The organism is Paenibacillus terricola (assembly GCF_014779765.1).
Taxonomy (GTDB): Bacteria; Bacillota; Bacilli; order Paenibacillales; family Paenibacillaceae; genus Paenibacillus_T; species Paenibacillus_T terricola.
Window position 1 is genome coordinate 588,217 of record NZ_JACXZA010000003.1, and the last position, 13,841, is coordinate 602,057.

8 protein-coding genes and 1 other annotated feature (1 of these 9 running past the window's edge) are annotated in these 13,841 nt (G+C 53.3%); of the genes, 3 read left to right on the top strand and 5 right to left on the bottom strand.

The window, feature by feature from the left end; genetic code table 11:
- Positions 1-414: 414 nt before the first annotated feature.
- A complete protein-coding gene (locus H8B09_RS14620) occupies positions 415-7,137 on the bottom strand; it encodes an S-layer homology domain-containing protein (RefSeq protein WP_191204248.1) in 6,723 nt (2,240 codons plus the stop codon).
- A 196-nt stretch (positions 7,138-7,333) separates the two neighbouring features.
- On the opposite strand from H8B09_RS14620, the gene H8B09_RS14625 reads away from it, so the two are divergent.
- Entirely contained in the window at positions 7,334-8,104 is a 771-nt protein-coding gene (locus H8B09_RS14625) for a WD40/YVTN/BNR-like repeat-containing protein (RefSeq protein ID WP_191204249.1), read from the top strand.
- A gap of 24 nt (positions 8,105-8,128) precedes the next feature.
- Here H8B09_RS14625 and H8B09_RS14630 read toward each other — a convergent pair whose 3' ends face one another.
- The 4 genes from H8B09_RS14630 to H8B09_RS14640 all read right to left on the bottom strand — a co-directional run bounded on the left by H8B09_RS14630 (position 8,129) and on the right by H8B09_RS14640 (position 11,387).
- Positions 8,129-8,335: a CLC_0170 family protein gene (locus H8B09_RS14630; protein WP_191204250.1), complete on the bottom strand. Its 207-nt coding sequence runs from the start codon at positions 8,333-8,335 to the stop codon at positions 8,129-8,131.
- A complete protein-coding gene (locus H8B09_RS14635) occupies positions 8,307-8,471 on the bottom strand; it encodes a Ger(x)C family spore germination protein (RefSeq protein WP_318152637.1) in 165 nt (54 codons plus the stop codon). Before H8B09_RS14635 ends, H8B09_RS14630 begins: the two co-directional genes overlap by 29 nt.
- Entirely contained in the window at positions 8,401-8,574 is a 174-nt protein-coding gene (locus tag H8B09_RS31035) for a hypothetical protein (RefSeq protein WP_318152640.1), read from the bottom strand. Before H8B09_RS31035 ends, H8B09_RS14635 begins: the two co-directional genes overlap by 71 nt.
- 140 nt (positions 8,575-8,714) lie before the next feature.
- The gene (locus H8B09_RS14640) at positions 8,715-11,387 is read right to left on the bottom strand and encodes a family 78 glycoside hydrolase catalytic domain (protein WP_191204252.1); all 2,673 of its coding nucleotides are present in this window, start codon (positions 11,385-11,387) and stop codon (positions 8,715-8,717) included.
- Positions 11,388-11,526: 139 nt separating this feature from the next.
- On the opposite strand from H8B09_RS14640, the gene H8B09_RS14645 reads away from it, so the two are divergent.
- Positions 11,527-12,405: an AraC family transcriptional regulator gene (locus tag H8B09_RS14645; RefSeq protein ID WP_191204253.1), complete on the top strand. Its 879-nt coding sequence runs from the start codon at positions 11,527-11,529 to the stop codon at positions 12,403-12,405.
- A 295-nt stretch (positions 12,406-12,700) separates the two neighbouring features.
- Entirely contained in the window at positions 12,701-13,693 is a 993-nt protein-coding gene (locus tag H8B09_RS14650) for a hypothetical protein (protein WP_191204254.1), read from the top strand.
- Positions 13,694-13,781: 88 nt separating this feature from the next.
- Positions 13,782-13,841, top strand: a binding site (T-box leader); it runs 203 nt beyond the window's last position.

Consider the following 13,841-nt stretch of genomic DNA (forward strand, 5'->3'; position numbering starts at 1 on the left):
CTAACTGATGCGACATCGAAGATGATTGTCATGTTTTATATGAATTCTCGTACACCCCCCTGACTCCATACGACTTCCTGACCGCTTTGTATGATTATTCGTACAAAAACTCAATCTTAAGTTGGATGTCGGCCCGTATTATATGATTTTTCACACAAATCGCTTATATGAGTACCATTGCCTATCTGGTTTGTACGATTTTTCGTACAAACCTTATGACTCAAGTGTATATATTGTAAAATTTTCCAACCAGTTGCGCATATTGTCCGCTTGTACCTCCTTAGACAATAGTTACTTCATTATGTTATAGGCGGCCGTTAAATTGGTTCTGTTCCATCTTCGGATAGGAGCAGTCTGACAAAAAGACCCGCGTCTGCCGAAGCTGCGCGGGCCTTTCGAATACACATTGTGCTGTTAATTCATCAGCCCTGCCGCTTGCAGCAGTCGGCCAATGACGACGGTTGCCTCTGCGCGGGTTGCGAGATCGCGAGGCGCAAACTCACCCGATGGATTGCCTTGCATAATGCCTAGCTGAGCCGTCAATGCGACGGCATCCGAAGCCCAACCGTGAATGGTTGAAGCATCCGAGAAACTAGCCGATGCCGCTTCACCGGAAGTCGATTGCTTACCCTTCACGATCGCAATCGCCTTGGCAAGCATAACCGCCATCTGTTCCCGTGTAATCGAATCGCTTGGGTGGAACGCACCGTCCGCCATCCCTTGCACGAGACCGAACTGCGATGCCGTACGGACGTCTTGCGCATACCAGGCGTTCGCTCCTACATCCGAGAAGCTCGTGCCGCCTGATTGCTCATGAAGGCCAAGCGCGCGAACGAGCAGCGCTGCGAACTCCGCTCTAGTAATCGAACGGTTAGGGGCGAAGGAAGAAGTCGCGACGCCTTTGACGATCATTCGGGATGCGAGCTGCTCGATCCATCCTTTCGCCCAGTGCGTCGATACATCTCCGAACGTAACGGGATGAACCGCCACGCCATAGATGCTGTTGCCCATACTCATGATCGTCACCGTCGTCTTGCCTCCGGACGATGCGAATGTTGCCGGCACGTATTGGAATTCGCCCGTCGCCTCGTTGTAGGCGAGTGCGGTTGCCGTCTTCGGATCGAGCGTGCCGTCTATCACGAGCGTGCGAGTGACATAAGTGCTGCCGAAGCTATCGATAGCCATCGTCTTACCGTTAGCTTGCAGCGTGATGCCGAAGTCGATAAGCGTTCCCTTGAGATCAAGTCCCTGCTTCTTCGCCAGCACTGCCAGCTTATTCGCTGCCGCTACTTCAAGCGGTTTGACGGTGAACGTCACCACTGCATCCGAAGGAATGGACTGACCTTTCAATAGATCTGCTATCAACGGCAGTGGCAATTCATAGGATGTGCCGCCATTCTGTACGATGATCGTGCCGTCCGGATGTGCAGCGATTGCTGCTCGAAGCCCTTGCACCGTGAACGCTGCTTGACCCGCAGCTCCTGACGAATCAACGGCGAACGTAATCGTGCTTCCCGTCATCGCCGCCAAGCTTGCATCGTTGTCAGCCGCACTGCCGCTTACGATTACGCCGCCTTCACCCGTCGAGCCTGTGCTGCCTGTATGACCTGGATTAGTGATTGTGCCGCCACCGCCATTGTCGCTGCCCGCAGACGGAGCGACGACAATCGTGTAAGCACGAACGGCACCGTTGTAAGTAACCGTAAGCACCGCTTCACCTGCCGATTGCCCCACAATAGCCTTGCCATTGCCAGACATTGCAGCCGCGCCAGATCCACTGATCGCCAGCTGCGCTTGTGCCGTTACATCGCTTCCGTCGCTATTCAGTACTTGAATAGCGAGCGAGCTGCCAGTCGTAATGCGGAAACGGCCCGTCGTGCCGTCTGCCGCCTTCAGCGAGAACGGCTTCACTACATTAGCGAAGCCTTCGTTCACTTCTTTCAGTTGGAAGTGGGCTGCATTGTTCGCTACCTCCGCGATCCGGCTGTTGCGGACAATGACGTTATCGATCACAAGCTTGCCGCTTACGCTGCTCGCGACATCGACGCCTTTGGTACCAACACCATCGATAACCAAATCTTCAACAGAGACATTATCGACTCCATAAATCCCCTGCACCGTCAAGCCCAAGTAGGTGCTGTCGAGCGCAACATTATTGCGAATAATGACCTTGCCATTCAAATCTTTCTCGCTCGCGAATACCCAGATCGCGCCCAAGTCCGTCAAGTAACCCGTATCATAGCTGCCCGTACGAATGAGCGTATTGCGTTCCACGATCGTTGTGCCGGCAAATGGAACCGGATTGAACCGCGTCGATACCGCGATGCCCGCACCGTTCGTAATCGTATCCCTCGCAATGTTGTCCTGAATCTTATTGCTCGTACCGCCGAATACGACGATGTTATCCGCCAGCCAAGGCAGCGCCACTGTGTTGAAGCGAGCCGTATTATTAATGCTCGCGCGTCCTTCAGCCGACCACATCGCGATGCCATCATCACCTGGATAACGGATGTCGCTCTGTTCCATCATGCTGTTGCTTGTGCCGACGCAGAAGTTGATTCCGTCAGCCATCAGGTCGCGAATGCGCAGACCAACCATGTACAGACCATCTGTGTAATCCTCGCTGTCCTTCAGTTTCGTAAGCCACAAGCCGGTCTTGGAATGCTCGATCCATACGTCCTGGATGACAGATCCTGGACCAAAAGCGCCTTCAAACGCATGGGTATGCGCTTCGTCATCGCGGATATTGAGATCGCCGTCAATGAGCAGATCATACACCTCAATATCGCTGCCCTTGCCCATGAAACGAGCGCCGGTCAGCTGCGTATACCACATCCCTGCGCCGCGAATCGTTACATGACTGCCAAGCACAATCTGATCGCCGCGCAGCTCGAATTCGCCTTGCGGAATCCACAAGCCTGTGCCGCCGGCCTGCGCCGCAGTAAGTGCCGCTTGGAAGGAAGCCGTATCATCGACGCCATCATTAGGTGCCGCGCCATAATCGGCTAGCGACACGAAACCGTCCGGCATCTCAAGAGGCGCTGCCACTTGCTCCAGTTCAACTAAGTCCACGACGTAATAATCCGCCATGCTGTCCGCATCCTTCTCCAGACGAATCGTTGCGCCAGCCGGCACATCGCCGATCAGCGCATGCGCCTCGTCGAAGAAACGGTGTGCGCCGCCTTGGTTCGGATCGTTGGACCAAGGATAGCTGCCATATTCCCAAGCATGATCGGAAGAAAGGTTCAGCTTCTGACGGAACTCGCCATTGACGTACAGGCCAAGCGTTGAATCAATCCCCGTACCTGTGCTGCTGTCTGGCATGGAGAACCGCACAACGATGGAATTGATTGCTTCTGTCGTTGTGAATTCCACATACTGGCCCGTTGTATCCAGACGAACCGCTTGTCGACCCGACGCTTCCGATGCAACGTTCATGTACGTACGGGAAGGTCCAAGCTTCGTTCCGTTCGTCACCGCTTGCTCGGCTTCATAAGCGGTATAAGGGACCGTTGCTCCTCGACCGTCCGGCGCTGTACTGTTCTTCACGGTAAGCGAATCGATCAAGGCATTGCCGCCGCTGCTGCCGCTGTCATATTGCACCGTTACATTGTTAATGCCTGCACGCAGCTCAATCGTTAAAGCTGCGTCCGTCCAGCCTGCCGATGCCGGCAAGTCGATCGGCTGCGACAGCAGTCCATTCACATAGACGTTCAGCTTGGCATTCGCTCCGCTTGCCTTGTAGCGGATTGCTGCCTGATAGCTTCCTGCCTCAGGCGCATGAACTGCGAATGCAAGCTTTGCACCTGCCTTCGACAATCCTTCGGCGTAACCAGTGCCCATGAAGCCCGCTGTCGACTGCGATTCTTGAGCACCGCCGCCCATGAAGGCTTGCTCGGCTTCATAAGTAATATCTGCGCGAATCGGCTGGATCGTCCAGCGTGAGTCGCTGGCAGCGGCATTCTCTTCTGCTTTCGCCTTGCCTCCCGAATGCGTCAGCGTCGGACTGGCATTCGAGGCGCTGCGAATCGTCTTGTAGCCAATCGCCTCATCGATCCTCCACTGCGATCTCACATCCACTGCGTTGCTGAAAGCCTCAGCAGATAACGAACCGCTATCTTCGAGCGTCAACAACTTGCCAGTCGCCTTGTTCTGGAGCAGTTGGCGTCCGTTGTAATCGTAAGCGAGCCACTGCGTGTCAACGCCCGTGCCGTCTGCACTCAGCGAAATCGCACCGTTGGCTTCGCTCAAGTAACGCACATCAGCAGCTTCTGCTGCCGGCACGGCAATGCGCACTGCATTGCGCGACGGGAGCGCCGGCGTACTCGTCGCATCATTGCGTGCCGCGTCGACGGACGGTGTATCGAAGTCCGTCGGAGCTGTTTCGAATTGCCATTGCAGCGATCCGTAGCTCGACGGGTAGAGGCCGCGTTCAGCGTAACCGGCGCTATTTTGCACATTCATATACTCATCGTCATAGCTGCCGTTCAAGCTCCGAATTAATGAACTCGCTCCGTCTGGCGTCGGTTCGATCGCCCACAGCGACGACGAATCCGTGCCGCCAGAAGTGGATACACCTTCGATGTAGCGGTAATCGCCGCTCATCGCCATCGCGTCACCGGTTACACGGTTCACGATTCGTGTGCTGCCATCCGGCGATTGCTCCAGCAGCCAATGCGAGTAGCCATTCGATGCGTCCACATTGCCGTAGAGCACAACGCCGCCCTTATTCTCGTATAAGTACTGCTGATTGAACACGTTGCGGATACGGATTGCGCCAGTTGGCAGCTCCGGTGTACCCGCTGTTGCAGTTACTACGCTGAACAGCGCCGAATCGGCGATTGAGCCGTCTTCAGCCTTCACCGTTTTGCTCACCTTGGCGGCGCTGTCCGGGTCTTCAGCCTTGATATAATGCTGCGCCCAAGCGCTTCGCAGGGCGATGTAGCCCGGCTCCTGCGTCGTATCCATGTACCACTTGGCGCTGCCCCATGTCGGATAGATCGTCTCGAGCGTCTGCAGCGGTTCCGGCGGATTATCGAGCGTGACGTCGGTGTCGCCAACATTTTGCATCGTGATGTAATGGTTCGTTGCCGTATTCTTCAGTCGAATCGCGTTATCGCCTGCATCCTCAATGAACCAGACGGAAGCGGCATCAGACTCATCGCGAACACCGTATTTCACAGTCCCTTGCGTTGGGTCGGTCGCCGACACTTCCTCATACAAAGACTGGCCCGACTTGTTCACAAGGCGAATGTTCGTTGGCCGGTCGTCAACGACGTTTATAAACTTCCATTTGGGACTGCCCCAATTGCGGTTAATGACGGCATACTCCGCATATTTGGTCAAGTTCTGCAAGTTGATCAGACGATCGGTCTCGCTGCCTGAGCTTGGATCGTTAACGCTGTGAATAAGCTTCGATCCTCCGCTCACCGTCTCGATGATCCAGATCGCGCTCCGCCAATCATCCTGCACATCGGTCACTTGAATGCGGCCGTCCTTCATCGACTGAAGGTTGATGTAATGGCCCGTTGCACGGTTCTTGATCCGTTTGCGACCGTTAAACTTCTCGATCGCCCACTGGTCGCGTTGATCATCACGCATGTTGCCATACTTCAAGTTGCCCTGCCTATCTTCATACAACACGAACGGCTGCCATTCATTCTGAATGCGAATGTACTGTACCGACCCGTTGGTCTTAACTGCCGGATCCTCAAGCAGCCACTGCGCACCGTCCGAATTCGGATCGACTCCGCTCACATGCGCCGTATCGGCGGCTGCCTCAACATTCAAGTAGCCCCCAGCCGCGCTTCCGATCGAGACATAATCGTCATATTGCAGCGAAGCTGCGATCTGCCATTGTCCACTCGAAGCAGAGGCAGCCGTACTGTCACCCATCGTCAACGAGTCGCCCGCAAGCGCGTAGCGGCCCGTCTCCGCATTGCGAATCCGCTTCGTTCCGTTATAGTCCTCAACGTACCATTGATACTTAAGGTTATCAGCGTTAGCCGCGCCTAGCGCACCATGCTTCACGGCGCCGCTTTCCTCATACAGATAGTCAGTACCCACATTGCCCGTCGTAAAATTAACGATACGCACCGGCTTCATATCGGCAGCAGGTACGACCTTCCAATGCGCATTCGCGAGCTTCGCATTGGACCAATCGTTCGAACGTGCATAGCTGTCCGTCGGGAACTGCGTATTCAGCACATAACCGCCATTGAATGCGCTCGAGATCGTCACAAAGCCTGGAACTGGCGTATCCTCAAGGTTGACGGAAGGCTTAATGCTCCATTCCAGCTTCAACGGATCGTCCGAATCGCCCATCTCGATTGCACGCCAATAATCGCCGCCGTCGAACTGAACGATATATTGTCCTGTCGCACGATTCTTCAGCCGGTAATTCCCGTTATCGCCAGGCTCTAAATACCAATGCGAGCTCGGATCGTTGGCATCGACTTGGCCGAATGCCGCAACGTCCGCTGTCCGATCTTTGTCCGGGTTCGTCTTCACGTACAGCGCTTGTCCGGCCCGCTCCTCGTTAATAATGCGAACCGGCTCACTATCTTCGACCGGCTCTAACTTCCACTGCGGACTTTCGAACGTTACATTAATGTCGCTGCTTACTTCCGCGAAGCCAAGCTGGTCCTCCTCGTGAATAACGAGATTGACCGCTGAATCGGCTGCCGCACTCTTAATCAACACGTAACCGGGACGGCTCGCCGTCTCGATATACCATTGATCGCTGGCGCTTGTCGCCGCAACTTCACGACTCGTCAGCGCATCCCTTCGTTTCGATACATCAACGATCGTAATGAAATGACCCGTCTTGCGGTTCTGAATCCGCCTCTTGCCGTTCTCATCAACGATTTGCCATTGCGACGATTGATCGTTGACCGCCGTAAAGCCATAACGAACAATGCCATCGGTCGATTCGTACAAATAATTGCTTTGCCACTTGTTCTTAATGCGGATGAACTCCGCTGTAGCAGCCACTGGCGCAGCCTGAGCAGCAAACGTCGTTCCATCATCGCCCTTCGCCGAGTCATCTGCCGCTATGCTCTCCGCATAAGCCGGTAGTGAGCCGAGAAGCAGCATCACCGTCATGAGACAAGCCAGCCATGTCCTGAATCGTGCCATGAAGAATAGACCTCCCCAATATCTGGATTCGATTAAACTCGAACCTATCATATTGAGAAATCGCTTATACAGCGATGTGTATTCTTCTAGGATGTAGTCGTTTTATTACGCACTTGTATGATGCCGATTGCAACCATAAAGTGCAGATGTACGTCAATGACTGGGTCTGGTTTATTACGAAGAGGGAGGGTATCAGATGAATCTGCGTATGCTCTGTTTAGTCGTTCTATTCATTTTATTAACGGGTTGTCAGGAGAAGGAAGCAGCGCTAGATGAACCAAATCCAAGCAGCGAACAAACTGCTGAACAAGGAATGCCCCAGGCTCTGCAAGCTGACGACCAATCCGATGATGAATCCATGAATGCCTCTCCATCAGACGACGGTTCTGTAAACCAGCGCGAGGAAACCTTTTTCCTAAACGATCAAATCGGGTGGAAAGCAGCGTACAAAGATTATGGCATGCATCGTGAAGATATGATCCTATACAAAACGACGGACGGGGGTGCCAATTGGGCTTATATCGCAAGCTCCGATGATGCCCACAGTAATCTTCCAGGGGGAGTAAAGTCAGGATTCGTGTTCTCGAGTGAAAAGAATGGCTGGATGACGACAAATGCTCCATGGCAGGGGAAGGTTGGATTGTCTTTCACTAGTGACGGAGGAGTGACGTGGAATGAGGAGCATCTAGCTGTGCCTGAGGAATTGAAAGAGGCTCAATTATTCGCTTTCGCACCCTTATTTATTACACAGGACGAGGGAATTGTAGTTGCACAATCAGACACATCATCGATCATCCTATACTTCACGATTAATGGCGGTCAGGATTGGGAGTCATTTTCCAATAAGAGCAGCGGTGAATACAAAGGATTATCCTGGAACGTTTCCGAGAACACTATCTCGATCTCAGCCCATAGCAAGGAATGGACAATCCACACATCGGAGAATGCAAGGTGGTTCCAAGACTGATCAATCAGACCTTATCCTTATTGCTCAGAAAAACATCGACCTTATTACAAAGAAAGACAAAGCGAGCACGATATTCGTAACGCCGAGGAAGGTCGAGAACTTTTGTTCTTTGGTCATATTGTTCTTCTTCAGCTCCATACGATCAATGCGAAGGATCATAAGCCCTGAGAAAAGCAGAAGAGGAATCGCATAGCCGATAAAATTAACCGTATAACCAACAACGACATTCATGACGATCCCTCCTGCTGCACCAGCGTCTTACATTGACATGGGTATCAATATCGAACGTCACGTCCTTATATTGCTCCTGCCACCGCTCTTTTGTTGTTACATTCGTGTTCCAATAGCTTCTCTTCTTGGCTCGGATGAACTCCCCGAACCCGAAGATATCGCTGCCCGCTTCCTGCGTTTGCGCGATAAGCATTCTTCAGTCCGTTATTATTGGCAGTAAACGAGCTGTTAAGCGGCATCGTGATCCCCCCTGTATCGGTATAGCCACATACTAATATGTGGAATTTGATGATATTTATTCTTTCGTGCGTTCCAAACAAAAAGCTGACGCAGGTTTTAACCCGCATCAGCTTTATTAGCGTTATTGTATTTCTAGATACTACTGCTGCTGTTGTGCATCAAAATGGTAAGTTCCCGAGCCGACGCGGAATTCCAGCCACTCTGCCGTCTCGACGATATCGGTTACGCCCTCCGCAGCGGCGAGCGCAAGACCTGATTCGGTTACGCTGGACTTGCTCGCTCCTTGTAACCGTACCAGTGCGGACGTGTTAGCCGGTACCGTCACTTCGTACGCAATTCCGCCGTCCTTCTGACGCGACCACGCCGATCGGATCTCGCCATATGGCGACTCGAGGGACGCTTCAGCGGATGTCAGCGAGCCGCCGGGAATCGGGCGGATGATGATACGTCGATAACCTGGCTCTGTCTCATCGGCATCAATGCCTGCAACTGTGCCGAACAGCCAATCACCTACTGCTCCATAAGCGTAGTGGTTATAGGAGTTCATATCGTCGCTCCAGAAGCTGCCGTCCGGCTTAATGCCATCCCAATGCTCCCAGATCGTCGTTGCTCCCTTCGTTACCGGATACAACCAAGACGGATATTCGCGCCGTTCGAGCAGCTTGTAGGCAAGCTCCACATGACCGAACTTGGTGAGCACATGGCACAGATAAGGGGTGCCAACGAAGCCAGTCGTCAGTTGGTTGCCTTCTTCTTCGACTATCTTGGCAAGCCGATCCGCTGCTTGAACACGATCTTCTTCCTTCAGCAGGTCGAACATTAACGCAACAGCGTAGGCCGTCTGCGTCGGTGATGCAACCCGACCGCTTGGCGTCACATATTCATCGCGGAAAGCTTGCTCGATGTTCGCTCGAAGATCCGCATACTTGGCTGCATCTTCCGTATAGCCCAGCAAGGCAGCCGCCTTAGCCAACAACCCCGTTGAATGCGCATAGAAAGCTGTCGCAATCAAATCTCGCGGTGTCGCGCCTACATAGCTGTTCTCCTTCGCATCGAGACCAAGCCAATCGCCGAAGTGGAAGCCCGTATTCCACAGCAGTTCGTTCTCTCCCTGCGCACGAATGTACTCTACCCAGCCCTTCATGCTCGGGTATTGCTCACGCAGCACTCGTGCATCGCCATAGCGCTCATACAATACCCATGGCACGATCGCTGCCGCATCTCCCCAAGCTGAGGAGTTCTCGCCAGCAGACGTCGATAGATCCGGCACAACATGCGGAACGCTTCCGTCTGGCTTCTGATCCGCAGACAGATCCCGCAGCCACTTCGTGAAGAACGGCATAACGTTCCGATTATAGGTCGCTGCCCGTACGAAAGCTTGTGCATCGCCTGTCCAGCCCAACCGTTCGTCACGCTGCGGGCAATCCGTCGGCACGTCAACGAAGTTGCCGATCTGGCCCCAGACGATGTTGTCCGCCAGCTTATTAATGAGCGGATCGGAGCAGCGGAATTGTCCCGCTTCCTGCAGGTCGCTCGTCAACACACAACCGACGAAGCGGCCAGGAATTTGCTCAGGCGAGATGCCTTCCACCTTGACATAACGGAATCCTTGGAACGTAAAGAATGGCTCGAACGTCTCTGCGCCGTTACCTGAACAAATATACGTAACCGTCTGTTCGGCTCTGCGAAGGTTACCGATATAGAAGTTGCCGTTACGATCCAGCACTTCGGCATGCCGAAGCTTCACGACCGTCCCCGCCTTAGTCTGAACGCTGAAGCGCATCCAACCCACCATGTTCTGTCCCATGTCGAGTACGGTCTCACCGCTTGGCGTCGTTAACACAGATATAGGTACGATTGTATTCACGATCCGAACCGGCTCATTCTCCTGCGCGACGAGCAGCTCCTTCGAGTGATCATAGTGGACGACAGTTCCCCATTCCGAATCGTCGAAGCCTGCAAGTGACCAACCGATGCGTTCCAGCCTTGCATCGTACCGCTCGCCATCGTAAATTTCGGAGCTGCGGATGGCTCCGTCGCTGCCCTTCCAGCTGTTATCCGAGCTAACGATGTATTCCGAACCGTCCTCGTAACGCACGTGCAGAACAACTAGCGCTGCCCTTGTGTCGCCATAATACTGCTTCTTGTCCCAGCCCATCTCGCCGCGATACCAGCCGTTTCCGAGCATGACGCCAAGTGCATTATCACCTTCCGACACCAGCTGAGTCACATCATAGGTCTGGTACTGCAGCCGTTTGGTGTAACTCGTCCAGCCTGGATTGAGCCTTGTGTCGTCTGCTTTCTCTCCATTCACGAACAGCTGGTACATGCCAAGCGCCGTCGCATAGACGCGGGCTGAAGCAATCGGCTTATCGAGCGGGAAGCGCTTGCGCAAATAAGCGATTGGTTCGTCCCCTGCTTCGTCGCGCGGCTGCGGATACGAGATCCATTCGGCTGCTGCCCATTCCTCATTCGACAATAGCCCTGTTTCGAAATAAGCTGGCGCGCTCCATGCCGACTCCGCTCCACCCGTTCCCCATGTCTTCACCCGGTAGTAATACCGTGTCCGCGGCTGCAGCGGTGCTCCTTCATATCCGACATTCGTCGATTGGCCGCTCACTCGTCTTCCTGTACTCCAATCAAGCTCACCGCTGAAATCCACACGCTTCCCAACTTGAATCTGATAGCCCTCTTGTAGAAAAGCCCTTCCTGCCGAACGAATTTTCCAGCTTAACGCAGGTGCTGCGTCACCGATTCCGACTGGGTTCAACCTATGATTACATGTTAGTCCGTATACTTCGATTTCCGTCATCCGTCCATTCTCCTATCACGTATAGAGTAGCTGCTTCTGACAGCAGTGTACCGCATACTAGACGTTTGTTATATTGCTGTTTCGGACGAAAATACATGGTAAAATAGACATAATAGCAATCACTCAAGGAGGCGATGAAATGGCGCGTCGCACCATAAGAGGGGTTGACCTGTTTCGGAGCGGGCTGAGCGTATTCGTCAACCGAATCGAGGAGAACTTCGTCAATTCAGATCTCCACGAGCATGACTTCATCGAGTTGAATTACGTCGCCGAAGGGATCGGCTTTCAATATCTTGGGGACAAAGCCGTTCCTGCTTCCCGCGGCGATTTCTTCGCGCTGCCGATTGGTTCCTCTCATGTATTCCGTCCCTATTCCACCGAGAAGAAGAATAGGCTCGTCGTCTATAATGTCGTATTCACACCGGCAGTGTTGGAACAAATCTCTCAGGCGGCACCTGAGCTTGCGTTCGACCGCATATGGCAATCGCTGTCCGAACAATCGATCGAGAGCGGGATCGTGCGAGATACGCGTTCTACGCTGGCACCATTGTTCGAACGCATTTATGTGGAGCATGCCGCTATGCGGCCTGGTGCATCGGCTATGTTGACGGCCTTGTTGACGCAAATTCTAATTGAATGGACGCGACTTCGTACGACGGTGGAAGAGCCGAATTCATCCGCGCTCGCGAGTATGGACGAAGCGATCGGCTATGTACGCGAGCGAGCATTGGAGCGGCTGACGCAAGCTGATGCAGCTGCTCGGTTCGGGCTAAGCGAGCGGCACTTCCAGCGCCTGTTCCAGCGTCATACGGGACAGACGTTCCTCGACTTCGTCCAGCATCAGCGGATCATGACGGCGTGCGAACTGCTTCGCAGCACGCAGCACAAGCTGGAAGCGATCGCCGGGCTAGTCGGCTATCGCGACATCCAGTCGTTCAGCCGCGTGTTCAAACGGATCGAAGGCGTCACGCCGGGCCAATATCGCAAAGCGACAGTTAAGCTGCAGCCCGACAAATGAAAAGGTCAGCCCATGCATGAGGCGCTTAGGCTGACCTGCTATTTTACTCCACAACAAGAATCAAGAAAAGCAAAGAGCTGCTGCTGCAGCATCCGCACATGCAGGTCAAAGAAATCGCAGCGCTGACGGGCTTCGATACCCCTGATCAGCTCATTTGACATTTCCCGGGAAATTGCGACGATTCGGGTCTAAACAACCGACATTATTCCATATACTCATGACCTTTATCATATAGCTGGATGTTCCGAATTGATCTAGAATGAGGTCACCCTTTCGGAAAAGAGGCAATGACCTTATGACGGATATACGACCTTTTCTAGCTAAAATACGGCGTTCTATCGCAGCCCATCGAACAGCCGCTGCTGATGGATACCGCCGTAAGCTATCCGACTCATCTGCATCGGCGGATTTATACGGAACGGCGAACGCGGTCATTTTGCTATATACGATAAATGAACTGCCAGCGTTCGGTACAGACGAGCACCTTGCTTTCGTCTCTTCCCTGCAGCAGTTTCAAGATCCGCACACAGGCCTGTTTAACGGAATCGGACATCATCCTCTGCACGGAACCGCCTTCGCGATCTCGGCGCTGGAGCTGCTGGACAGCAAACCTCTGTATCCCCTGACTGACTTACAGGAACTTAAGGATAAGGCTGCGCTTTATGAATTTCTTGCCGGCCTTAACTGGGTGCGCGAGCCCTGGGCAGAATCACATAAAGGCGCTGGCTTGTACGCAGCAATGGTACTAGCTGGTGAAGTAGACGCTGCTTGGGAAGACGCATACTTCAACTGGCTGCACGAAGAGACGGACCCGGCAACCGGCCTATGGCGAAAGCAAGCGATGCATACAGTTGCTAGCGCACCATTGTTCCATCACTTAGCCAGCTCGTTCCACTATCTATTCAATCTCAATTACCGCAACCGCAAGATGCGATATCCGGATGCATGGATTGATACCTGCTTGCAACTTAATAACGCGGGCGAGATCCCTTTGAAGGCAGATGCCTTGTCGTTCGTTGAGCTCGATGTGCTTTACACCCTGATTTGCGCAGCCTCACAGACCGAACATCGGGCAGCGGAACTTCAAGCCATGATCCATGCCATTTGCCACCATCTTCTGAATAGCGTCGAGTCCCTATCCGGTGGACCAGACGACGACGTATTCGAAGATATTCATGAGCTGTGCGGCACGACCTGCGCTCTAGCGCTTGTGCAATCGGTCATGTCGGGGCAGATCGTTTCCGGTCGCATACTGCAGAAGGTACTCGATCGGCGGCCTTTTATCTAACCGTTATAGCTGCTCGAAACTTATGGTTGCTTGGTTAGTTGACAGAACATTGAATCTATTGTAAAAATGTACTATCCCAATTTTATACAACTATGCATTGATGAAGAGAGTACGCATAACGAATACTCCAGAGAGCTGATGGGTGGTG